The 22,707-nt window shown below is 65.5% G+C and carries 21 protein-coding genes and 1 riboswitch; of the genes, 7 read left to right on the forward strand and 14 right to left on the reverse strand.

Annotated elements, in window-relative coordinates:
• Positions 1-28 precede the first annotated feature (28 nt).
• The 6 genes from CH293_RS25285 to mqo all read right to left on the reverse strand — a co-directional run bounded on the left by CH293_RS25285 (position 29) and on the right by mqo (position 6,565).
• Complete coding sequence (locus CH293_RS25285; protein WP_241483833.1) at positions 29-382, reverse strand: cobalamin biosynthesis protein; 354 nt, start codon at positions 380-382, stop codon at positions 29-31.
• 5 nt (positions 383-387) lie between these two features.
• The gene (locus CH293_RS25290; protein ID WP_176460121.1) at positions 388-1,821 is read right to left on the reverse strand and encodes a cobyrinate a,c-diamide synthase; all 1,434 of its coding nucleotides are present in this window, start codon (positions 1,819-1,821) and stop codon (positions 388-390) included.
• Positions 1,815-2,435, reverse strand: coding sequence for a cob(I)yrinic acid a,c-diamide adenosyltransferase (gene cobO / locus CH293_RS25295; RefSeq protein WP_094721798.1), 621 nt, complete (start codon positions 2,433-2,435; stop codon positions 1,815-1,817). Before cobO ends, CH293_RS25290 begins: the two co-directional genes overlap by 7 nt.
• 13 nt (positions 2,436-2,448) lie before the next feature.
• Positions 2,449-4,359 carry a magnesium chelatase subunit D family protein gene (locus CH293_RS25300; RefSeq protein WP_094721799.1) on the reverse strand — a complete coding sequence of 637 codons (1,911 nt, stop codon included), beginning with the start codon at positions 4,357-4,359 and terminating at the stop codon, positions 2,449-2,451.
• 42 nt (positions 4,360-4,401) lie between these two features.
• Positions 4,402-4,554: riboswitch (adenosylcobalamin (AdoCbl) riboswitch) on the reverse strand.
• Between the two features lie 10 nt (positions 4,555-4,564).
• Positions 4,565-5,041, reverse strand: a complete 477-nt coding sequence (locus CH293_RS25305; RefSeq protein WP_019664215.1) for a GNAT family N-acetyltransferase — start codon at positions 5,039-5,041, stop codon at positions 4,565-4,567.
• Positions 5,042-5,053: 12 nt separating this feature from the next.
• Positions 5,054-6,565 (reverse strand): malate dehydrogenase (quinone), encoded by a 1,512-nt coding sequence (gene mqo, locus CH293_RS25310; protein ID WP_020110277.1) that lies wholly within the window; start codon positions 6,563-6,565, stop codon positions 5,054-5,056.
• Positions 6,566-6,743: 178 nt separating this feature from the next.
• Here mqo and CH293_RS25315 point away from each other — a divergent pair, with 178 nt between their 5' ends.
• Together CH293_RS25315 and mtr are read left to right on the forward strand one after the other, a co-directional pair.
• Entirely contained in the window at positions 6,744-7,784 is a 1,041-nt protein-coding gene (locus CH293_RS25315; protein WP_037111468.1) for an alpha/beta hydrolase, read from the forward strand.
• Positions 7,781-9,169 (forward strand): mycothione reductase, encoded by a 1,389-nt coding sequence (gene mtr, locus CH293_RS25320; RefSeq protein ID WP_094721800.1) that lies wholly within the window; start codon positions 7,781-7,783, stop codon positions 9,167-9,169. Before CH293_RS25315 ends, mtr begins: the two co-directional genes overlap by 4 nt.
• A gap of 9 nt (positions 9,170-9,178) precedes the next feature.
• Here mtr and CH293_RS25325 read toward each other — a convergent pair whose 3' ends face one another.
• Complete coding sequence (locus CH293_RS25325; RefSeq protein ID WP_037111461.1) at positions 9,179-9,745, reverse strand: alpha/beta fold hydrolase; 567 nt, start codon at positions 9,743-9,745, stop codon at positions 9,179-9,181.
• Between the two features lie 143 nt (positions 9,746-9,888).
• On the opposite strand from CH293_RS25325, the gene CH293_RS25330 reads away from it, so the two are divergent.
• The 3 genes from CH293_RS25330 to CH293_RS25340 are packed head-to-tail and all read left to right on the forward strand — an operon-like array spanning position 9,889 to position 11,896.
• A complete protein-coding gene (locus tag CH293_RS25330; protein ID WP_176460127.1) occupies positions 9,889-10,251 on the forward strand; it encodes a GntR family transcriptional regulator in 363 nt (120 codons plus the stop codon).
• The gene (locus tag CH293_RS25335; RefSeq protein WP_094721802.1) at positions 10,248-11,204 is read left to right on the forward strand and encodes an ABC transporter ATP-binding protein; all 957 of its coding nucleotides are present in this window, start codon (positions 10,248-10,250) and stop codon (positions 11,202-11,204) included. The genes CH293_RS25330 and CH293_RS25335 overlap by 4 nt, the downstream gene beginning before the upstream one ends.
• Entirely contained in the window at positions 11,201-11,896 is a 696-nt protein-coding gene (locus tag CH293_RS25340) for an ABC transporter permease (protein ID WP_094721803.1), read from the forward strand. The genes CH293_RS25335 and CH293_RS25340 overlap by 4 nt, the downstream gene beginning before the upstream one ends.
• A gap of 8 nt (positions 11,897-11,904) precedes the next feature.
• Here CH293_RS25340 and CH293_RS25345 read toward each other — a convergent pair whose 3' ends face one another.
• Positions 11,905-13,404 (reverse strand): cobyric acid synthase, encoded by a 1,500-nt coding sequence (locus CH293_RS25345; protein WP_176460128.1) that lies wholly within the window; start codon positions 13,402-13,404, stop codon positions 11,905-11,907.
• Between the two features lie 73 nt (positions 13,405-13,477).
• Positions 13,478-14,353, reverse strand: a complete 876-nt coding sequence (gene map / locus CH293_RS25350; RefSeq protein ID WP_052059331.1) for a type I methionyl aminopeptidase — start codon at positions 14,351-14,353, stop codon at positions 13,478-13,480.
• Between the two features lie 94 nt (positions 14,354-14,447).
• On the opposite strand from map, the gene CH293_RS25355 reads away from it, so the two are divergent.
• A complete protein-coding gene (locus CH293_RS25355) occupies positions 14,448-15,329 on the forward strand; it encodes a LuxR C-terminal-related transcriptional regulator (protein WP_094721805.1) in 882 nt (293 codons plus the stop codon).
• Here the strand turns inward: CH293_RS25355 and CH293_RS25360 are convergent.
• The 5 genes from CH293_RS25360 to dxr form a co-directional block, all read right to left on the reverse strand.
• The gene (locus CH293_RS25360) at positions 15,326-17,128 is read right to left on the reverse strand and encodes a penicillin-binding transpeptidase domain-containing protein (RefSeq protein ID WP_094721806.1); all 1,803 of its coding nucleotides are present in this window, start codon (positions 17,126-17,128) and stop codon (positions 15,326-15,328) included. The genes CH293_RS25355 and CH293_RS25360 overlap by 4 nt on opposite strands.
• Positions 17,129-17,178: 50 nt before the next feature.
• Positions 17,179-18,015: a GNAT family N-acetyltransferase gene (locus CH293_RS25365; protein ID WP_037111449.1), complete on the reverse strand. Its 837-nt coding sequence runs from the start codon at positions 18,013-18,015 to the stop codon at positions 17,179-17,181.
• A 111-nt stretch (positions 18,016-18,126) separates the two neighbouring features.
• Complete coding sequence (gene ispG / locus CH293_RS25370; RefSeq protein WP_019664228.1) at positions 18,127-19,266, reverse strand: flavodoxin-dependent (E)-4-hydroxy-3-methylbut-2-enyl-diphosphate synthase; 1,140 nt, start codon at positions 19,264-19,266, stop codon at positions 18,127-18,129.
• Positions 19,267-19,330: 64 nt separating this feature from the next.
• The gene (locus tag CH293_RS25375) at positions 19,331-20,545 is read right to left on the reverse strand and encodes an RIP metalloprotease (protein WP_037111447.1); all 1,215 of its coding nucleotides are present in this window, start codon (positions 20,543-20,545) and stop codon (positions 19,331-19,333) included.
• A 5-nt stretch (positions 20,546-20,550) separates the two neighbouring features.
• Positions 20,551-21,687 (reverse strand): 1-deoxy-D-xylulose-5-phosphate reductoisomerase, encoded by a 1,137-nt coding sequence (dxr, locus tag CH293_RS25380; protein WP_037111444.1) that lies wholly within the window; start codon positions 21,685-21,687, stop codon positions 20,551-20,553.
• 115 nt (positions 21,688-21,802) lie between these two features.
• Here dxr and CH293_RS25385 point away from each other — a divergent pair, with 115 nt between their 5' ends.
• Entirely contained in the window at positions 21,803-22,705 is a 903-nt protein-coding gene (locus CH293_RS25385; RefSeq protein WP_255122975.1) for a LysR family transcriptional regulator, read from the forward strand.
• Positions 22,706-22,707 lie beyond the last annotated feature (2 nt).

Raw genomic sequence — 22,707 nt, forward strand, 5'->3', positions numbered from 1 at the left:
ACTCCGCCTGACGCGCTACTGTGGCCGGTCACAGCAGCGCTACAGCGACGGTCACACCGCGCGCACTGGTCTTCGCGAGTACGAGTCGTCCGCCGGCCGCGCGCAGCGCCGCCGCTTCGGCGACACTTGGCGTTCCGGTGGCGGCCTGCGTCCGAACGGACGGTTCGGTGACCGTCACCGCCGCAAGTTCCTCCGCGGACCACAGGTGCAGCTTCACACCGAGGGACGCGGCGACGGGCAGCATCTGAATCTCCTTCGAGGCCAGCGTGGACAACGCCCCGATCGTGAACGAGGTCGGTACGACGTCATCCAGCACGGCGAGGCAGTCCGACACCGATGCCGTCGACGTCGCCCCGATACCTACGACCACGTATACGGCCACCGGTGTCACGCGCCTGCTCTGGTCCCGTGGGTACGCCCGGCGGAGAATGTTGCGCAGGCACCGACGAAACGACGGACCGAATCCGGACTTCCCGCCGGGTGCGTGTGCAGGTACGACGCGTGCACGCCACCATGCACGAATCCCTCCTGCACGAATGCCCGCTCTGCCGCAACACTGGGGTTCCGCCACCCCCACGCGGAATGCAGATCGGCCGAGGGCGCCGGATCCACGAGCCTGGTCCGATGGAACTCGTGGCCGCTGACGCGTTGGCCGGCGTCGAACAGGACGGACGTCTCCAACGCCACCGCGTCGCGATAGCCGAGAGTGAGCGACGTTCCGAAACGTGCTTCGACGTCGAGGACTCCGGCCATCGTGTGCCCGTCGAGTTTGCGCGCCAGGTACAGGAGCCCGGCGCATTCCGCGTGGATCGGAATGCCGCGGCCTGCCGCGGCGCGGACATCGGCGAGCAACGCAGTGTTCGACGCCAACTGTTCGGCGTGCTCCTCCGGGAAACCGCCAGGGACGACGACGCCGGCCGTGCCGTCGGGTAGTCCGTCCGTCAAAGGATCGAACACCACGACATCGGCTCCCGAAGCCCGGAGAAGTTCGATGTGTTCGGCGTAACCGAAGGTGAACGCGGGTCCCCCTGCCATGGCCACCACGGGGCGTGCCTCGTCTCTGGTGCCCACCTCGGCCGCGGGGTCCCACGGATGATCCTGCACCGACGAACGAGCCAGGGCGACGATTGCGGCGATGTCCACGTGCGCGGCGACGAGATCGGACATCGCATCGACGGCCGCCCGTGCCCGGCCTCCGTGCTCGAGCGCGGTGATCAGTCCGAGATGCCGGGACGGCACGGCCAGTTCCGCCATCCGGGGCAGCGACCCGAGAACCGGCACGCCGACACGTTCGCACGCTTGGCGGAGCACCTCCTCGTGGCGAGGACTTCCCACTCGATTCAGGATCACGCCGCCGATGCGAACGGACGTGTCGAACGTCGAGAACCCGTGCAGCACAGCGGCAAGACTCTGACTGTGGCCGCGCGCGTCGACGACCAACACGACCGGCGCGCCGAGCATGGCAGCGACGGCTGCAGTCGAGCCCTCGGCTGTGGCGGCGCCGCCACCGGACATGTCGATCTTTCCGTCGAACAGGCCCATGACACCTTCGACGACGGAAATGTCGCAGCCCGCGCTTCCGTGTCGATACAGCGGACCTATGCGCTCGGCGCCGACCATGACCGCGTCGAGATTGCGGCCCGGTAGTCCGGTCGCGAGGGCGTGGTAGCCGGGGTCGATGTAGTCGGGGCCGACCTTGAACGGTGCGACACGACGCCCGGCGCCGCGCAGCGCACCCATCAGACCCGTTGCCACCGTGGTCTTTCCGCTCCCGGATGCCGGAGCGGCGATGACGACGGCGGGAACGGAGGTGGTCACCATTCGATACCGCGTTGGCCCTTGCGGCCCGCGTCCATCGGATGCTTGATCTTGGCCATTTCGGTGACCAGATCGGCTGCCTCGATCAGCGCTGCAGGTGCATCACGGCCGGTGATCACGACATGCTGGTTACCCGGCCGACTCCGAAGGACGTCGACGACCTCGGCGACGTCGACCCATCCCCACTTCAACGGATACGTGAATTCGTCCAGTACGTAGAACCGATGTTCCTGCTCCGACAGCCGGCGCGCAATCTCCGCCCACCCGTCGGCGGCGGCCGCGGCATGGTCCACCTCGGACCCCTTCTTTCGGGTCCAGGACCAGCCCTCGCCCATCTTGTGCCATTCGACCGCGCCACCGACACCCGACGATTCGTGCAGTTCGCCGAGCATCTTGAAAGTCGCTTCCTCCCCCACCTTCCACTTGGCGCTCTTCACGAACTGGAACACACCAACGTCGAAACCCTGGTTCCATGCGCGCAACGCCATCCCGAACGCAGCGGTCGACTTCCCTTTGCCCGGCCCGGTGTGCACGGCCAGGACCGGCTGATTGCGACGCTGCCGGGTGGTCAATCCGTCCTGCGGTACCGATCCGGGAAGAGGAACTCCCTGAGGCATGCTTCTCGCCTTCCTATGCGGCCGCGCGTACGACAGCGGCGACGCGCTCGGCCGACAGATCGGCCAGACGTACGTACCCGCCGCGCAGGTGGCGGGCGAAATCGGCGGCCAATCCGAGCCGGACCATTCCCGACTCGCAATCGACGACGACCGAGCCGATGTGATCACCCGCGATGCGGGATGCCGCTGTGCGCGCGCGGCCCACCGGATCCGGTCCGCCCGTCGCTCGCCCATCCGTCATCGCCACGACGAGAGCACGGCGCAGAGGGTCGCGGACCTTCTCACGGAGCACGACGTCCCGGGCTGTGACGAAGCCCTGAGCGAGCGGTGACCTGCCGCCGGTCTTCATCCTTCGCAACCGTGTGGCGGCGACGTCGACGCTCGATGTCGGGGGCAGCACCAGCTCCGCGTCCCGGCCGCGAACGGTGATGACCGCGACCTTGTCTCGGCGCTGGTACGCATCGCGCAACAACGACAGAACTGCGCCGGTCACCGCGGAGAGTCGATCCCGTGCCGCCATGGAACCGGATGCATCGACGACGAAGACGATGAGGTTGCCTTCACGGCCTTCACGCACCGCACCCCGGAGATCGGAAGGCTGCAACACGAATCGGCCGGACTGTCGACCACGTGCGACCTGGGACTCGGCGGCGGCGAACAGCGTCCCCACGAGGTGCAGTCCCTTGCCCGGTTCCGTCGTCGACCGCACGACGCGTCCCTGCGGGGAGCGCGCCCTGGACCTACGACCCGGGGCTCCCTCCCCGACGCCGGGAACCTCGATCGATCGCGCACGAAACTTCTCGCCGGGTGTTGCGGCGTCCCGCTCACCCGGTTTTCTCTCGGGGGCGTCGGGCTTGTCCGTCGACGATGTGCCGGACTGTGGCCCGGGATCGGGCTGCGGTTCGCCGCCACCGTCTCCACCTCCGTCGTCTCCGCCACCGTCGTCGTCGGGTCCCGGATCCGACTCGGCGGAGGACTCCGCCTGCTCGGCCGCATCCCGCATCGCGTCGTCGAGGGCCGACTCGTCGATACCCGGTTCGTCGAAGGGATCTCGCCGACGCCGGTGCGGCAGTGCGAGTTCTGCAGCGACCCGGACATCGGATTCGTCGACGGCATCGGCGCCGCGCCAGGCGGCGTGCGCTGTCGCCGTGCGAGCCACGACCAGGTCGGCTCGCATACCGTCGACGTCGAAAGCGGCACAAAGAGCGACGATTCGCCTGAGCTCGGTGTCGTCGAGCACCACGTCGGCCAGTGCCGCCCGGGCGTGCACGATCTTCCGCGCGATCTCCCCGTCGGAGTCGGCGTACTCGGCCGCGAACTTCTCGGGGTTCTGTTCGTAGTTCAGTCGCCGCCTCACCACGTTCATCCGGGTGTCGACATTGCGGGACGCGGTGACCTCGACCGCCAGTCCGAACCGGTCGAGCAGCTGAGGACGAAGCTCTCCCTCTTCCGGGTTCATGGTTCCGACGAGCACGAACTGGGCTGGGTGCGAATGAGACACACCGTCACGCTCGATGTGCACGCGGCCCATCGCCGCTGCGTCGAGCAGGACGTCGACGAGGTGGTCGTGCAGCAGATTGACCTCGTCGACGTAGAGCACTCCACGGTGCGCCGCGGCGAGCAGGCCCGGCTGAAACGCACGTTCACCGTCGCGCAGCACTTTCTCGAGATCGAGCGAGCCCACCACGCGATCCTCGGTTGCACCGACGGGCAGTTCGACGAGCCGTGCAGGCCTGGTGACACCCTCGTCGTCGACGGCGGGCAGCAGAGCGGCCAACGCCCGGACGACGGTGGATTTGGCGGTCCCCTTCTCGCCCCGGACCAACACGCCGCCGATACCGGGGTGCACTGCGCAGAGGATCAGGGACAACCGCAGCTGCTCCTGGCCGACGATCGCACTGAACGGATAGCCGGGGTGCTGCACGAGAGAACTCCTTCGTCCCGGCGGACTCCGCGCCGGAGAGGTGATGGGCCCGCCGATCCGGCGGGCCTGCTGCGAAGTTGTGCGGTGATCTGACTTCGGCGCTTCGGCCCCACGGGACCGAAGCACCTACACAGTGGCGGGACCGTGCCTGATTCACACAGGGCTTCCCCGCATCAACTTCCTGATCGTTCGACGACCGGTGAGGTTACGCCTCGCTCCACGGAGTTCCGCCCCCGCGACGCATGGGGGTGTGCGGAATTCCGTCCTCGAGCACTTCCTCCCCGTCGGGAAGGAATCCGTGCTTGGCGTACATGTCGACGAGGTAGCTCTGTGCGTTGATGCGGCACGGCGCCGAGCCCACCTCGGCGAGCGCTGCGCGCAGAATGCGAGTGGTGTGGCCCTGTCCGCGCGCGGACCGCTGCGTGCAGAGCCGGCCGATACGAAATGCCTTCTCACCGTCGTCGTGCTCTTCCAGCAGGCGCAACGTGCAGACGACCTCGCCGTCTCGTTCCAGCCAGAAATGCCGCGTCTCGGAGAGGAGGTCTCGACCGTCGAGCTCAGGGTAGGCGCACGCCTGCTCGACGACGAAAACCTCGACACGCAACTTCAACAGGTCGTACAACGTCTTGTTGGACAGGTCCAGAGCCCAGGAACGCTTGAGGGCAGCCGCTTGCGTAGTCATCAGCTCTTGCTATCACACGCCGCTGGGCTGTGCGACCTGGGTGGTCTGCCCGAGCTCGAGGCGAGCCGACGTCCAATCGAAGACCTCGCGGAACAATGCCCGGTCCTCGGCGAGCTTCTTGCCGAGGGACGGCACCATTTCCTTCAGCTTCGGCTGCCAACCGTCGTAACGGTCACCGAAGCAGCGCTGCAGCACATCGAGCATCGCCGGCACCGCGGTGGACGCACCCGGCGACGCGCCGAGCAGACCCGCGATGGAGCCGTCGGCCGCGTTGATGACGGCCGTTCCGAACTCGAGCACTCCGCCGCGGCCCTTCTTGCGAATCACCTGCACACGCTGACCGGCCGTGACGAGCTCCCAGTCCTTGCCGACGACCTGGGGCGCGAACTCACGCAGGGTCTCGACGCGATCGGCTGCCGACTGGGCGAGTTCGCCGACGAGGTACTTCACCAAGCCGAGCTCGGTCACACCGACGCCGAGCATGGACATCAGGTTGCCCGGCTTGACCGAGCTGGGGAGGTCCGTGAACTTGCCCTGCTTCAGAAACTTCGGCGACCACCCTGCGTACGGGCCGAAGAGGAGTCCGGGCTTACCCCCGATGACGCGAGTGTCGAGGTGCGGCACCGACATCGGCGGCGCGCCGACGGACGCTTTGCCGTACACCTTCGCCGAGTGCTGGGCGATGAGATCGGGGTTGGTGCAACGTAGCCATTCGCCGCTGACGGGGAACCCACCGAAGCCCTTGATCTCGCTGATCCCGGACTTCTGCAGCAGATGCAGGGCACCGCCGCCTGCTCCGACGAAGACGAACTTGGCGTTGACGGTCTTCTTCTCACCGGTCCGCAGGTTCGCGATCTTCACGTTCCACGTGCCGTCGGACTGCTTGGTGATGTTGGTGACGTCGGTGCCGAAGTGGACCGTGCCCCCGGACCCGGAGATGTAGTTGAGCAGCTGACGGGTCAGCGCGCCGAAGTCGACGTCGGTGCCCTCGTCGCTCCAGTTCAACGCGACGGGGTCGGAGAAGTCTCGGCCCGCGCCCATCAGCGGCAGCCGCCGGGTGAACTCGTCCGGGCTGTCGATGTATTCCATGCCCTCGAACAGCGGGTTCGACGCCAGTGCGTCGTATCGAGCGCGAAGGTACTTCACGTTCGACTCGCCGTGGACGAAGCTGACGTGAGGAATGGGGTTGATGAAGTTCTTCGGGTCGCTCAGCACGCCGGATTCGATGCTGTGCGCCCAGAACTGACGCGACACCTGGAACTGTTCGTTGACGTTCAGCGCCTTGGCGATGTCGACGGAACCGTCTTTGTTCTGCGGGGTGTAGTTCAGCTCACACAGAGCGGAGTGACCGGTACCTGCGTTGTTCCACGCGTCGCTGCTTTCGGCAGCGGCCGCGTCGAGTCGCTCGTACACGTCCAGCGACCACTCGGGTTCGAGCTGCTTCAGCAAAGCCCCGAGGGTGGCGCTCATGATTCCGGCGCCGACGAGAACCACGTCGGTCTTGACCTGCTGTTCTTTTGACACTGGAGAATCGACTTCCTTGTCCGTGAGTTCTCGCTCGGCGACTGACTGCTTCGACTGTCTACTTTTCGGTGGCGGTTACGTTACCCGTCCGTACGTACCCGATTCGACGCGCCTGAAAAGCCCTGCTCCGATTGTGCTCCTCGTATGCCGCCCGACGCTCCTACTACAGTTGTGATCTGTGACTACCTGGGTGCCCGATGTCCTCGGCGACGGCTACGAACAGACCACCATCGCGCTCGGCGACGACCCCGACGGCGAGGGGACGGTCGAAGCGACCCTCGTGCGGTATCAACCGTCGGGGACGGATTCTGCTCGCCGCGCGGTGATCTACGTGCACGGGTACACCGACTACTTCTTCCAGCAACACCTCGCCGAGCACTTCGCGGCCAAAGGGTTCGCGTTCTACGCGCTCGACCTGCGCAAATGTGGACGGTCGCTGCGCGAGGGTCAGACACCGCACTTCGTGACCGACCTCGGGATGTACGACGCCGAACTCACCGAGGCTCTCGCCTTGGTGCGCGAGGACACCGGAGGCGGGTCGGTACTGCTCACCGCGCACTCCACCGGAGGGCTGATCCTTCCGCTGTGGTTGGACAGGCTCAATCGCAGGAGCGGCGGCACAGCCGCGCAGGGGATCGACGGAGTCGTCCTCAACAGTCCATGGTTCGACCTGCAGGGACCTCCTGCGATCAGAAGCGTCGGAACGACCGCGATCGACGTCATCGGCCGGGTGAAGGCGAAGACTCCCGTGCCGGGCACCGGCCTCGACACCTACGGCGTGTCGCTCGCCGCGTCGGAGCAGGGCGAATGGGAGTACAACCTCGATTGGAAGCCGCTGGCCGGATTCCCCGTCACGTTCGGTTGGATCCGAGCGATCCGGCACGGGCACGCGACATTGCACCGGGGCCTCGACATCGGGGTACCCTCGCTGATTCTCCGCTCCAAGGTCACGCACTTCTCGCGAAAGTACAGCTCGCAGACCGATGCAGCCGACGCTGTTCTGGACGTGCGTCAGATCGCGCGGTGGGCCGGGTGCCTCGGCGACCGCACCACCATCGTTCCCATCGAGGGGGCTCGTCACGACGTCTTCCTGTCCAAGGAGACGCCACGCAAACAAGCGTTCGACGAGATGAACGAGTGGATCGACTGGCTGTACCGCAGCGCCCACATAGACCGCGAATCCGGACAGAACCACAGCGAGATCGGAACCATTCGATGACCACACCCGAGCACTTCGACATCGCGATCATCGGATCGGGGTCAGGAAATTCCATTGCCGACGATCGCTTCGCCGACCTGAAAGTCGCGTTGTTCGAGGAGCATTCGCCGTTCGGCGGCACCTGCCTCAACGTCGGGTGCATTCCCACCAAGATGTTCGTGTACGCCTCCGAGGTCGCGCAGACCATCCGCGATTCCTCGCGCTACGGGATCGACGCGACGATCGACAAGGTGCGCTGGCCGGACATCGTGAACCGAGTGTTCGGCCGCATCGATCCCATCGCCGCCGGAGGCAAGGACTACCGCGAGAACGGCAGCCCCAACGTCACCCTCTTCAGCGGTCACGCCACGTTCGTCGGTCCCCGCACGATCGACACCGGAACCGGCTCGGTCATCACCGCCGACCAGGTCGTCGTCGCCGCCGGGTCCCGTCCGGTGATTCCCGACGCGGTCGCCGAGTCCGGCGTTCGCTACTACACCAACAGCGACATCATGCGGCTGCCCGAGCTCCCCGAGCACATCGTCGTACTCGGATCCGGCTACATCGCAGCCGAATTCGCTCACGTCTTCGGCGCACTCGGCTCCAAGGTGTCGATCGTGGCACGCAAGAACGCCTTGCTGCGAGGGTTGGACGTCGATGTGTCCACCCGATTCACCGAGCTGGCGCAGCGAAGCTGGGACGTCCACCTCGACTCGGGCGAGGTGTCCGCAGTCTCCGACGGCGACCGTGTCGGCCTCGAGCTGAAGGACGGAACCCGCGTGCTGGGTGACGTCCTGCTCGTCGCCGTCGGGCGTGAGCCGAACGGTGATCGACTGGGCGCGGAGGCAGGAGGCATCGAACTCGACGACGAAGGACGAATCGTCGTCGACGAGTTCGGCCGCACCACCGCCGACGGTGTGTTCGCCCTCGGCGACGTGTCGTCGGAGTATCAGCTCAAGCACGTCGCGAACCACGAAGCCCGGATCGTCCAACACAACCTTCTGCAGCACGAGTGGAACGACACCTCGTCGTTCCTGGCCTTCGACCACAGATTCGTGCCCGCAGCGGTGTTCACACACCCTCAGATCGCCGAGGTCGGCCTCACCGAGGAGCAGGCACGCGACGAAGGGTTCGACATCGCCGTCAAGATCCAGGACTACGGCGATGTGGCGTACGGCTGGGCGATGGAGGATCGTGACGGGTTCTGCAAGATCGTCGCGGAGAAGAAGACCGGTCGGATTCTCGGCGCCCACGTGATCGGAGCTCAGGCCCCGACGGTGATCCAGCCACTCATCCAGGCAATGAGTTTCGGGACCACCGTCCCGGAGATGGCGCGCGGCCAGTACTGGATCCACCCGGGCCTACCCGAGGTGGTCGAGAACGCGCTTCTGGGCCTGGACATCTGACCGAGTAGATCACCAGGGGCTGGTGCGCAGCACGATCTCCGTGGCGAGCTCGGCCGATGCGGCCGAGGGAATGTTGTCCACCCCGTCGAGTCGGACGACACGGAAATCGCCGTAGACGAGGCGGCCACTGGCGTCCGCACCCGGTGCCCGGAGTGAACTCCCGACCACGAGGGTCGTCGGGATCTCCACGGCCGGGCAGTCGGCTGCGCGCACGGTTCCGTTCTCGTCGGCGATGGCTGGGTGGGTTCGGTTGCACACCACCAGCGACGTGAACTTGCCGAACGTGCGTGCTGCGAGGCCCCAGGCCAGCTCGGCGCCCACTCCGCTGCCGACCAGATGCACCCAGGGCAACCCGAGCTCGGTCAGCAACTCGAGCACTCCGTCGTGGTCGAGCCCGTTGATGTCCTCCACCGCAACGGTTTTGAGGTCCGAGTTGTGCAACCGCTCGGCTACGCTGTCGTACACATCGGGGGCATCGCCTGCGTCGGGGAGCAGCAGCACGACGTGCCGCGATTCCGGACCGGCGATGCGCAGGGTGCAGCTCCCGCCGCGGGCTGCAACGTGCTTGTGATCCATGGGATACGACGCTACTGCACCCCGATGCCCACGATCCACAACGGACCTCTTCGCTCGCCGCCCTTGCCTCGGACCCGTTCGGGTTCTATGGTTAGTTACATGAGTAATGAACCGCTTAAGCAACCAAGCTCGTGGACCTCGCGCTGATGGACGAAGGTCGCCCGCTCTTCATCCAGATCGCCGAGATGGTGGAGAACTCGATCATCGACGGCGGACTCGCCGAGGAAAGCCAGGTCCCCTCGACCAACGAGCTGGCGGCCTTCCATCGCATCAACCCCGCAACCGCAGGTAAGGGCCTGACCAAGCTGGTTGCCGACGGCATCCTCTACAAGAAACGAGGTATCGGCATGTTCGTCACCACCGGTGCACGCGACGCGCTGAGATTTCGTCGACGAGACGGCTTCGCCGATCAATTCATCAGGCCGTTGGTCACCGAGGCACGCAAGCTCGGCATGACCGTCGACGAACTCAAGTCCATGCTCGACAACTGGGAGGAAGCACCATGAACGCCCGTCACGACCTCACCGTGGTCGACGACTCTCCAGTCATCGCTTCGGTCCGCAACCTCACCAAGACCTACGGGGACTTCACCGCCGTCGACGGTGTCGACTTCGACCTGCACGCCGACAAGATCTACGGTCTACTCGGTCGCAACGGCGCAGGCAAGACGACGGTCATGCAGTTGCTCACAGCGCAGAATCGCCAGAGCGCGGGCACCGTCGAGGTGTTCGGGATGCCGCCGTTCGAGAACAGTGCGGTCTCGGCCGACGTCTGCTTCGTCAAGGAAAGCCAGAAGTATCCTGACGACTTCAAGGTCCGTCACGTACTCACGTGCGCTGCACGGCTTCTCCCGCACTGGGATCGGACCTTCGCCGACGAACTGGTCCGCGATTTCGATCTGCCGCCCTCCCGCAAGGTCAAGAAGCTCTCACGCGGTATGACCTCCGCGCTGGGAATCGTCATCGGGCTGGCGTCACGTGCACCGCTGACCTTCTTCGACGAACCGTACCTGGGACTCGACGCCGTTGCGCGACACATGTTCTACGACCGCCTGTTGGCCGATTATGCCGAGAACCCGCGCACGATCGTGCTGTCGACCCACCTGATCGACGAGGTGAGCGACCTGATCGAGCACGTGCTGCTGATCGACAAGGGGCGCATCGTCATCGATGCCGACGCCGACGATCTACGCCACAGCGCATTCGTGATCTCGGGCGCCGCGGACGCAGTCGAGAAGCTCGTCGCCGATCACACTGTGTTGCACCGAGAGTCACTCGGGTCCATGGCCAGGGTCAGTATCGACGCTGCCCTCACCGACGCACAACGAGCACATGCATCTTCCCTCGGCCTCGCCACCGAGCCACTGTCGCTGCAGCAGTTGGTCATTCGGAACACCACCGCGTACGGCCGGGGCGCCTCCCTCACGCCCGATCACGCCACCGAGGAGTCGGTCTCATGAAACGAACGTTCGACGTCGCCCGTCTGCATACGGTCGCGTGGCCGCTGATCATCGGCTGGCCCCTCGGAATTCTCGCCATCTCGTTCGCCATCTGCTACGTCATCTTCGCGTTGATACCCACCACCGACAGCGACTACAACTTCACCGGTGCACTGTTCTCGATGTACGGATTCGCGGTGGGGTTCTATCTGCAGGCCGTGACCCAGACGTTCCCGTTCGCGCTCGGAATATCGGTGACCAGACGCGAATTCTTCACCGCCACTGCACTGGTCGGCGTCGTTCAGTCTGCGGTACTGGCAACTGTCGTGTGGATTCTGTCCGCCGTGGAAGCCGCCACCGGAGGCTTCGGCGTCAAGCTGCGGATGTTCGGAATCGTCCGATACGTGACGGGCAATCCAGCCGTGCAATGGTTCGGCTTGTTCGCGACGCTGCTGCTCGTCGCCGCGATCGGACTGTTCCTGGGGGTCGCCTACCAGCAATACCGAGTGAACGGCGTCCTCGCCATCGGCCTGGGCACCGTCGTCCTCGTCGGAGGTGGCGCCATCCTCGTCACGTGGCAACGCTGGTGGCCGCAGGTCGGACGCTTCTTCCTCGACACGCCTGCGCTCGTACTGCTCGGCGTCATACCCCTGGTCCTCGCTGGACTGTTCGCGGTCACCGGATGGGCAGGGTTGCGGTCGGCAACACCGTAACCTGACGCTCAGGCGTCGACGCCTCGCTCGATGACACCGAGCAGGGCGTCGACGTCGACGTTGTTCTCGACGAGGTCGGCCAGCAGATCCAGTTGGTCCTGACGAAGCTGCGCGACGCTGGTATCCGGCGACACCGCGAACCCCGACCGCCCCGACAGTCGAGCGGCCCAGCGCAGGAACTCGCGACGGAAGTCGTCGGACTCGAGCACACCGTGCCAATGCGTACCGATCACCGACCCTCGCACACTGCCCTCGGACTTGCCATCGGCGTACGTCAGCAGCGGCGAATCGCCGGCGCGTACAACGCGGCCATGATGAATCTCGTAACCGGACACCGCCGAATCGGCAAACCGAGGCGACGAACCCTGCACACGCGCCAGCACCTTGTCCGCACGGAATTCGATGTCGAGATCGAGAAGACCGAGTCCGTCGATCTTCTCGACGTCGGACTCGACTCCATCCGAGATGGTCTGCCCCAGCATCTGGTACCCGCCGCAGATGCCCAGAACGGGCCGCCCGGTGCGGCCACGTTCCTCGAGCGCCTCCGCCAGACCTGTCTTGCGCAGCCACGCCAGATCGGACAACGTCGCTTTGCTTCCCGGCACGACGACAAGATCGGCGTCGGGCAGCCGCGACGGCTCCGTCACCCACTGAACAGACACACCTGGCTCGCACGCGAGCGCCTCGACGTCCGTCGTGTTGGATATGCGGGGCAGCCGAATCGCTGCCACCCGCAGCCATTGTTCGCCCACCGGACGTGACGGACGGCCCACCGGCGCGTCGGCTACCACCCCGAGCGAATCCTCGGCGTCCATCCACAGTTCTTCGCAATACGGCACGACGCCGAACGTCGGCCTGTCCGTGAGTGATCGAAGTTGATCGAGTCCCGGCTCCAGCAACGCCGGATCACCTCGAAACTTGTTGATCACGAACCCCTTGATCAACGCCTGATCCTCGGGCGACAGCACGGCGATCGTTCCGTAGAGATGAGCCAGTACTCCCCCGCGGTCGATGTCTCCGACTACCACCACCGGTATCGACGCAGCGGTGGCCAGTCCCATGTTCGCGAGATCCGTTGCACGTAGGTTGATCTCGGCAGGAGAACCAGCGCCCTCGCAGATCACCACGTCGAATTCACCGCGGAGGGACTCGAGTTCCGCGGCGACGACCGCGCGTAGGGCCTGCCGGTGCTCGATGTAGTTGGACGCGGACACCTGCGCCACCGCGCGTCCGCGCACCACCAACTGCGAGGTGCGGTCGCTTCCCGGTTTGAGCAGAACCGGATTGAACCGCACGCTCGGCTCCAGACCGCACGCCGCCGCCTGCAGTGCCTGCGCCCGCCCGATCTCCCCGCCGTCGAGCGTCACCACCGAGTTGTTGGACATGTTCTGCGCCTTGAACGGGGCCACCGACACGCCTCGGCGCGCCAGCATCCGGCACAGTCCCGCCACCAACACGCTCTTACCTGCGTCGGACGTCGTACCCGCGACCAGCAGCGCACCACTCAGAGCTATCACAACGCAACGTTCATTCCGCAGGCTCCACTCACGGCCGACGCAACGTTCATTCCGCAGGCTCCACTCACGGCAGGGTGAGAATTTCGCAGCCCGTATCCGTGACGACGAGGGTGTGCTCGAACTGCGCGGTCCACTTGCGGTCCCTCGTCACCACTGTCCAGCCGTCGTCCCACATCTCGCCGTCGATGGTGCCCAGGTTGATCATGGGCTCGATCGTGAAGGTCATACCCGGCTCGATGACGGTGTCCACCGACGGCTGGTCGTAATGCAGCACGACCAGACCGTTGTGGAACGTGGTGCCGATGCCGTGGCCGGTGAAATCCTCCACGACCCCGTAGCCGAACCGATGCGCGTACGACTCGATGACGCGGCCCACGACGTTGAGCGCGCGGCCAGGCTTGACCGCCTTGATGGCACGCATCGTCGCTTCGTGCGTGCGCTCGACGAGCAACCGCGCCTCTTCGGATACGTTCCCGGCGAGGAATGTCGCGTTGGTGTCCCCATGAACACCGTCGATGTAGGCGGTCACGTCGATGTTGACGATGTCACCGTCCTGAACGACGGTCGAATCGGGGATGCCGTGGCAGATGACCTCGTTGAGAGAGGTGCAGCAGGATTTCGGGAATCCCCTGTATCCCAACGTCGACGGATACGCACCGTGGTCGATCATGTACTCGTGCGCGATGCGGTCGAGTTGATCGGTCGTCACACCTGGCGCGACGGCTTTTCCCGCTTCCTGGAGTGCGCGAGCGGCGATCGTGGACGCAACTCGCATCTTCTCGATCACCTCGGGCGTCTGAACCCACGGCTCGCTGCCTTCGTTCGCCGTCGGCTTCCACGCGTACTCCGGTCTTTCGATCGACGCTGGAACGGACAGAACCGGTGATACGACACCCGGCACGAGTGGCTGGCGCGGCTTGCTCTCGGCGGTCACAGACATGTGTCCAGGGTAGTCGGTGAGGCTCGAACCCGATTGTCACGGCCCGACACGTCTCAAGCTATGATGCAGGTCACAGCACCCCGAGGAGCCCGACGTGTCGACCGACCAAGTCCCACGACCCCGCACACGTGACGGCGTTCTCCGTCCACGTGATGGGGATGCGCTGCGCGCCGAATTGAGGCACATCGCCGACGCGTCGGGGGTTCCGGTCGTGTTCGGCGGCGAAGTCGACTCGCACACATTGTGCCTCAGCCACTTTCACGGCACCAGAACACGAGGCCTGGACGGACTCGTCATTCCGAGCAGATCCGGCCTCGGCGGACGAGTTCTGGATCAGCGTCGGCCTGCCGCGGTCAGTGACTACCGAGCGTCGATGTACATCACCCACGATTACGATCAGCCGGTCCTCGGCGAGGGTCTGCAATCGATTCTGGCCGTGCCTGTCGTCGTCGCGGGGGCGTCGCGGGCGGTGATGTACGCGGCGATCCGGGAGCGTGGACCGATGGGCGACCGCGTCGCGGACAGCATGATCCGCGCATCGAAGCGACTGGCGCAGGAAATCGCCGTCCGCGACGAGGTAGACCGTCGGCTGCGTTTGATGGACAGTGTCGCCGCACACCCGGCTGCGCCCTCGACGTCGGCGACGGAGACCCTGCGCGAGATCCACGCCGAGTTGCGTACCCTATCGGGATCCGACATCGACGAAGCCGTGGCAGCGCGCCTCGTGGAACTGTCCGACCGGATCGCAGGCTCGTTGCGCGGTCCCGCCGTGGAGTCGGACGTGACACTCTCCGCTCGCGAAACCGACGTTCTCGCGCAGATCGCACTGGGCTGCACCAACGCCGAGGCAGCAGCGAGGCTGTCGCTGAGGCCGGAGACGGTCAAGTCCTACCTTCGGTCGATCATGAGCAAGACCGGTACGCGCACTCGCCACGAATCCGTCGTCGCCGCACGCCGTTTGGGTCTTCTCCCCTAGTAGCCGGCAGGCAATTGCTCGAACATCTGACGAGTGACCGCCACCGCGTTGTCCGAGCTGCCACCGCGAACCACCAGGGTCGCGAACGCCAGATCGCCTCGATAGCCGACGAACCACGCGTGTGATCCACCGTCGACCTCGGCTTCACCGGTCTTGCCGTATACCTCACCCTGGTCGGCGATCCGCTCGGCTGTTCCGCTGGTCACCACCGAGCGCATCATGCCGCGAAGTCCGTCGACCATCGCAGGTTCGATCTGCGGGTGTTCCCCCTCGATCGTGGTCTCCCGTCCGACGATGAGAGTGGGCACCGGCGTCGAGCCGTTGGCCACCGTGGCCGCCGCCAACGCCATGCCGAAGGTGGACACCACCACCTTGCCCTGGCCGAAGCCGTCCTCGGTGCGCTGCACCAACTCCTCCGCCGGAGGAACCGAGCCGGAGTCCGTCGGCAGGCCGACCACGTCGTACTCCGGACCGATGCCGAACTGCGACGCCGCCACCGTCAACGCGTCGGGCGCCATCTCGCTCGCCAATTTCGCGAACGACGTGTTGCACGACCTCGTGAACGCCGTTCCCATGGAGACGTTTCCGAGCGAGAACTCGTTGTAGTTCGGGATGCTGCGTTCGCCGATCTCGATGCGGCCCGGGCACGGAACCGTGGTCTCCGGGCCCGCGAGTCCGTTGGAGATGGCGGCACCGGCAGTGATGATCTTGAAGGTCGATCCCGGCGGATACAGGCCGGCGGATGCAACAGGACCATCCCTGTCTGCTGCCTTGTTCTGCGCGACGGCGAGGACGGCTCCGGTCGACGGTTGGATCACCACCGTCATCGCCTGCTCGGCGCGTGCGTCCACCGCATTCTGTGCTGCAACCTGGATGTTGCGATCGAGACTGATCGAGAACGACGGCGCGGGCTCGGGCGGCGTGTCGGTCAACACGTCGATGTCGACGCCGTTCCGGTTGACCGTCACCACGCTCCACCCGGCCTTGCCATCGACCTCGTCGATAACGGATTTCTTGACCTGAGAGACCAGGTCGGGAGCGAAGTTCCTGTCGGTGGACAGCAGATCCGATTCGTCCGACGTCGATACTCCCGACAATCCCGCGAGTGCCGACGCGACCGTTTGGTAGTCCTCGTCCCGGAGCAACGCAACCGGGTACGCGCCGTCGACGGACGTCGCGGACTCCACGATGCTCTGCGCCGAGATGCTGGAGTCGAACGGAGCGAGAAGCCTGGCGAGGTTCGTGGCCGTCGCGACGATGTTGTCCGACTCGTCGGCGGTGACCTTGATGCGATGTACGACGCCCGGAACCAACACGTCGGTACCGGAGCGTTCGTTCACACGCGCCCGCGGCGGTGCCGTCGACCGCAGAGCCATGGTTTGCGTTTCTCCCAGGCCGGGGTGGATGTCGGTCGAGGTCCACCGCACGCCCCACTGCCCGTCTGTGCGTCCCATACGCAGTTCGCCGTCGTACGTCCACACGCGGTCCTTCGGCAGGTGCCACTCGTAGGTGTAGCCGACCGTGGCCGTGTCCCCGTCGACCCGAACCGAAGTTGTCGTAGCATCCAGCGATTCGGCTTGCAGGTTGCTCCAGGCGTCCGACAACGCGGCGGACGCGACGTCCGGACGATCGGTGTCGGCCGCGGCGGCGTCGATGTTCTGCGAGGAGAATGCATCGAGGAAAGCCTGCGCCGCGGGTTCGGGTCCCGCCGGACTCGGCGTGCAGGCCACCGCCGATCCCGACACCACCACACCCGCAGCCGCGACGACGAGGCAACGACGAACACCCGAAAATTTCATTGCGCTCATCGTAGTTCGGCGACGCCCGCGTCCCCGGCAACGAATCGCTGTCAGTCCAGGAGGACCGTCGTGAACGTCGCAACCTGAGTGAGCCCGATCCGCGCGTACGCGCGCCGAGCGGGGTAATTGAAACTGTTGACGTAGAGGCTGGCCACGCGCCCGCTCCTGACCACCGCGTCGACGACGGTTGCCGTCCCCGCCGACCCCAGACCCCGGCCTCGGTAGAGAGGATGCACCCACACACCTTGGATCTGGCCCACTGTGGCCGAGCGTGAACCGATTTCGGCCTTGTACACGACCTGACCGTCCTCGAAACGTGCCCAAGCTCTACCTGCCGCGATGAGACTCGCGATCCGACGACGGTAACCACGGCCACCGTCGTTGGCCCGCGGGTCCACACCCACTTCCTCGATGAACATCGCCACGGCGGCCGTCAAGTACACGTCGAGTTCGTCGGCGCGAACCAACCGAACGGAAGGGTCCGGAGGAAACTCCGAGAGCTGGGAGGTGGCGAGGAGCGGTTGCTCGCTCCGCAACTCACGCGGCGCTCCCCAGTCGGCTTCCAACATTTCCCACAGCGGAAGCGTCAACTCGGCGCGCCCGACGAGCGAGGAACACATACGTGGGCCTCGGCAGGCGCGGTCCGCGAACGACCGCAGATCGTCGACGTCGCCGAGCAGTGGAACGAGGTTGGCACCGTAGAAGCACAAAGACTCCTGCGGTCCGCCTCGACTCCACATCTCGCCGTGGAACGACCGTGGGTCGAGCCCGGATTCCTGCACACGCGCGGCGATCATGCAGGTGGCAATCGGATCGGCGTCGAGCACGCGAAGAACACTGGCAGTGTCCTTGTTGCTCAGTGGCTTCGCGCCGAGGAGCTTGAGCACCGTCCGTCACCTCCCGAGCTACGCGGGTCCACCGTCATGGAGATAGATTGCCAGATCGACGCATGCATCGGGGACATTACGGGTGGGACATTCGGGCCCCACTTCGAACACTTACCCGACCGTGACGACCGGCGCTCCCGAGTCGGCACCCTCACCCTCGTCGAACTCCTCGGCGATGCGCATCGCTTCCTCGATGAGAGTCTCCACGATCTGGGCCTCGGGCACGGTCTTGATCACCTTGCCCTTCACGAAGATCTGGCCCTTGCCGTTTCCGGAGGCCACACCGAGATCCGCGTCGCGAGCTTCACCCGGACCGTTGACGACACATCCCATCACAGCGACGCGCAGCGGGATCTCCATACCTTCGAGACCCGCGGTGACCTCGTCGGCGAGCGTGTAGACGTCGACCTGCGCGCGACCGCAGGACGGGCACGACACGATCTCGAGCTTGCGTGGCCGCAGGTTGAGTGACTGCAGAATCTGGTTTCCGACCTTGATTTCCTCGGCGGGCGGCGCGGACAGGGACACTCGGATGGTGTCGCCGATACCGCGGGACAGGAGCGAGCCGAACGCCACGGCGGACTTGATGGTGCCCTGGAACGCCGGCCCCGCCTCGGTCACACCGAGGTGAAGCGGGTAATCGCACTGTGCCGCCAACTGCTCGTAGGCCGCGACCATCACGACCGGGTCGTTGTGCTTGACCGAGATCTTGATGTCACCGAAGCCGTGTTCTTCGAACAGGCCTGCCTCCCACAGTGCGGACTCGACGAGCGCTTCCGGGGTTGCCTTTCCGTACTTGTCCATCATCCGCTTGTCGAGCGACCCGGCGTTGACGCCGATGCGGATGGGGATGCCCGCATCGCCCGCGGCCTTCGCTACCTCTTTGACTCGGCCGTCGAATTCCTTGATGTTGCCGGGGTTCACACGGACAGCAGCGCAGCCGGCGTCGATCGCGGCGAAAATGTACTTGGGCTGGAAATGGATATCCGCGATGACGGGAATCTGGCTCTTCTTGGCGATGATGGACAGCGCATCCGCGTCGTCCTGTGTGGGACATGCCACACGCACGATGTCGCATCCGGACGCCGTCAACTCTGCGATCTGCTGCAGGGTGGCGTTGATGTCGTGAGTCTTGGTGGTGGTCATCGACTGCACCGAGATGGGGTGGTCGCTGCCGACACCGACGGTGCCGACCTGCAGTTGACGAGTCTTACGGCGAGGTGCGAGTACGGGAACCGGCGGTGCCGGCATTCCCAATCCGACTGACACAGTCACTTCGTTGCCTTCTTCCGGTGAGCTTCACCCATGAGTCTACTTAGAACAACTGGATCGGGTTCACGATGTCCGCTGTGAGCGTCAGCAACATGTATGCGCCGCCGATCACGATCACCACGTACGTGACGGGCATCAACTTCATGTAGTCGACCGGTCCGCCGTTGGGCAGCCCGCGTCGGTTGCGGAAAAAATTGCGAATCCGCTCGTAGATCGTCACCGCCATGTGACCGCCGTCGAGAGGTAGCAACGGCAGCAGATTGAAGATCCCGAGGAAGAAGTTCAAACTCGCGAGAAGCAGCACGAACACCGGCCACATCGACCGCTCCACCAACTGTCCGCCGATCACCGACGCACCGACCACGCTGATCGGAGTCTCGGCGTCACGCTCACCGCCGGTGATGGACGTCCACAGATCCGCTACCTTGCTCGGCATCTGAACCAGTCGATGCGCAGTCTCGACGAACATGTCGCCGGTGAACGCGAACGACGCGGGAACCGCGGCGAGAGCGTTGTACTGGGTCGGCAAGAACCGTTCCATCGACACTCCGACCGCGCCGACCGTCGCCGACCGTCGGCCGGTTTCCGTACCGTCGGACACCCAGCGCTGCACCTGCTGGACCTGAACGGGGAACGTCAACTCGGCACCGTCACGTTCGACGACGAAGGTCGCGGTGCCGGACAGAGGCTGCGTCGCCGCGACGACGTCCGTGAATTCGGGTGTCTCGGTGCCGTTCACCGAGACGATGACGTCGCCCTGCCGAATGCCCGCCTGGAACGCCGGGCTCGGGCCGCTGCATACCGGGAAGGTCAGATCGTCGTTCTGCGTCGGCGGAACGCACTGCATCTCCCCGACCATCGCCCCGGCCGGCGGGTTCAGATTCGGTAGTCCCCACCCGACGGCCAAGGCGAAGATCAGCACGAAGCCCAGGACGAAGTTCATCCCGATGCCGCCCATCATGACGACGAGCCTCTTCCAGGTCTTCTGGCGGTACATGGCACGGTCGATCTCGTCGGGAGCGAGTTCGTCGATCGCGGTCATGCCGGCGATGTCGCAGAACCCGCCCGCCGGAATGGCTTTCAGCCCGTACTCGGTCTCACCTCGACGGAACGAGAAGACCTTGGGACCGAAACCGACGAAGAAGCGGCGGACCTTCATTCCCGTCGCGCGGGCGGTCCACATGTGCCCCGCCTCGTGCAGCGCAATCGACACCGTGATTCCGAGGGCGAACAGGATCACCCCGAATACGAACACCATCTGGCTCAGTCCTTCTGGTTCAGGAGTTCGCGGGCGTGGGCGCGGGCCCACGAATCTGCAGCGAGGACGTCGCCGACGCTGGTGGGCTCGGACGTCCATCGGCCCGTGCCGGAGTCGAGTACCTGTCCGACCGTCTCCACGATCTGCGGGAAATCGATCCGTCCCGCCAGGAATGCTTCGGCAGCAACTTCATTGGACGCGTTGTACACCGCCGTCATGCACCCTCCGAGCACTCCGGCTTCGCGGGCGAGGTGAACCGCAGGAAACACCCGGTCGTCGAGTGGCTCGAAATCCCAGGTGAACGACGTGGTGAAATCGATCGCTCGAGCCGCGTCCCGGACGCGGTCCGGCCACCCGAGCGCGAGCGCGATGGGCAGGCGCATGTCCGGCGGGCTGGCTTGAGCGATGGTCGACCCGTCGAAGAACGTGACCATCGAATGAACGATGGACTGCCGGTGAACCGTCACGTCGATGCGGTCGTACGGAATGTCGAACAGCAGATGGGTCTCGATGAGTTCGAGGCCCTTGTTGACCAGTGTCGCCGAATTGAGGGTGTTCATCGGCCCCATCGACCACGTCGGGTGCGCTGCAGCCTGCTCCGGCGTCACCGACTTCAGTTCCACCTCGGACCATCCGCGGAACGGGCCACCCGAGGCGGTGAGGATCAGGCGATCGACCTCCGCCGCGCGGCCTCCGCGCAGACACTGAGCCAGCGCGGAATGCTCGGAATCGACGGGCACGATCTGGCCGGGTGCGGCCGCGGACGTCACCAGCGAGCCGCCCGCCACCAGTGATTCCTTGTTGGCGAGGGCGAGTGTTGCACCCGACTTCAGGGCGGCGAGGGTCGGTTCGAGGCCGCGAGAACCCACCAGGGCGTTCAACACGATGTCTGCCTGCACCGACTCGACGAGGTCCGTCACAGCTCGGTCGCCGGTGAGAATGTTCGGCAGGTTCAGCTCGGCGCCGGCCGTGGGGTTCGCCACCGCGACCGCGTCGACGCCCGTCTCACCGATCTGCTGACGAAGCACGTCGATGTTTCCACCACCCGCCGCGAGCCCCACCACCTCGAACTTGTCCGGGTTGGCCGCGATGACGTCGAGCGCTTGGGTACCGATCGATCCGGTACTACCCAGCAGCAGCACCCTCTTCGGGCTGCCCGACGGTGAATCTTCGACTCGTAATGGCTCCGGCACCCGTCCATTGTTCCTGATCGAGTCTGAGAGTTCGCTATGCGTGTGCCGTCCCTAAGCTGACACCGTGCCACTACCGACCCATGTGACCGATCTGATCAGCTACGAACTGCTGTTGTCCGTGGCAGAACTCGGCAGCATCGGACGCGCCGGAGAGGCGCACGGTATGTCTCAACCCGCGGCCAGCGCACGGCTGGCAGCGCTCGAGCGACGCGTCGGCGTCCCGCTTCTCGAACGGACGCCCCGCGGCGCCACGCTGACGGCGACCGGAGAACTCGTGGCGAGTTGGGCCGAGCGCGTCGTCGTCGAAGCCGCGCACCTCGCGACGTCCATCGAATCACTTCGCACCGACCGAAACAGCCAGGTGAGAGTCGCGGCGAGCCTCACGATCGCCGAGTACCTCGTCCCCCGGTGGCTGATCACTCTGCGTGCGCAGGAGCCGTCGGTAACACCGACGCTGTCGTCGGGCAATTCCGCCGACGTCTCTGCCTCCGTTCTCGCCGGCCGCGCGGACATCGGCTTCGTCGAGAGTCCCGACGTGCCGTCCGGCCTCGAGCACCGCGGTATCGCGCACGACGAACTGGTCGTGGTCGTCGCCCCGGGCCACGAGTGGGTGGGCCGCACGATCACCGCACGCGAACTGTCGTCAACGCCGTTGGTGACCCGAGAATCCGGGTCGGGCACCCGCCGCGCCCTCGAACGAGCGCTGGGAAGCGCCGACTCGGCTCCGCCGTTGCTCGAGGTGTCGTCCACCACGGCGATCAAGGCCGCAGTCGGCGGCGGAATGGCGCCCGCAGTGCTCAGTTCACTTGCCGTGTCCGCCGAGTTGACGGCAGGCACGCTTGTCCGTGTCCGCACGGAGGGGCTGGACCTGCGCCGCTCTCTGCGTGCCGTGTGGCCCACCGGCACTCGTCCGAACGGGCCGTCGTCGACGCTGGTGACCATCGCCGTAGCGGCCGCCGAGTCATAATC

It is taken from the genome of Rhodococcus sp. 14-2470-1b (assembly GCF_002259415.1).
GTDB lineage: Bacteria > Actinomycetota > Actinomycetes > Mycobacteriales > Mycobacteriaceae > Rhodococcoides.

Bases quoted from the DNA above. Each gene is read 5' to 3' on its own strand.
- CH293_RS25335 (WP_094721802.1), top strand. From the start codon at position 10,248: ATGAACGCCCGTCACGACCTCACCGTGGTCGACGACTCTCCAGTCATC.
- ispG (WP_019664228.1), bottom strand. From the start codon at position 19,266: ATGCCGGCACCGCCGGTTCCCGTACTCGCACCTCGCCGTAAGACTCGT.
- CH293_RS25375 (WP_037111447.1), bottom strand. From the start codon at position 20,545: ATGGTGTTCGTATTCGGGGTGATCCTGTTCGCCCTCGGAATCACGGTG.
- CH293_RS25340 (WP_094721803.1), top strand. From the start codon at position 11,201: ATGAAACGAACGTTCGACGTCGCCCGTCTGCATACGGTCGCGTGGCCG.
- CH293_RS25305 (WP_019664215.1), bottom strand. From the start codon at position 5,041: ATGACTACGCAAGCGGCTGCCCTCAAGCGTTCCTGGGCTCTGGACCTG.
- mtr (WP_094721800.1), top strand. From the start codon at position 7,781: ATGACCACACCCGAGCACTTCGACATCGCGATCATCGGATCGGGGTCA.
- CH293_RS25290 (WP_176460121.1), bottom strand. From the start codon at position 1,821: ATGGTGACCACCTCCGTTCCCGCCGTCGTCATCGCCGCTCCGGCATCC.
- cobO (WP_094721798.1), bottom strand. From the start codon at position 2,435: ATGCCTCAGGGAGTTCCTCTTCCCGGATCGGTACCGCAGGACGGATTG.
- CH293_RS25360 (WP_094721806.1), bottom strand. From the start codon at position 17,128: ATGAAATTTTCGGGTGTTCGTCGTTGCCTCGTCGTCGCGGCTGCGGGT.
- CH293_RS25325 (WP_037111461.1), bottom strand. From the start codon at position 9,745: ATGGATCACAAGCACGTTGCAGCCCGCGGCGGGAGCTGCACCCTGCGC.
- map (WP_052059331.1), bottom strand. From the start codon at position 14,353: ATGTCTGTGACCGCCGAGAGCAAGCCGCGCCAGCCACTCGTGCCGGGT.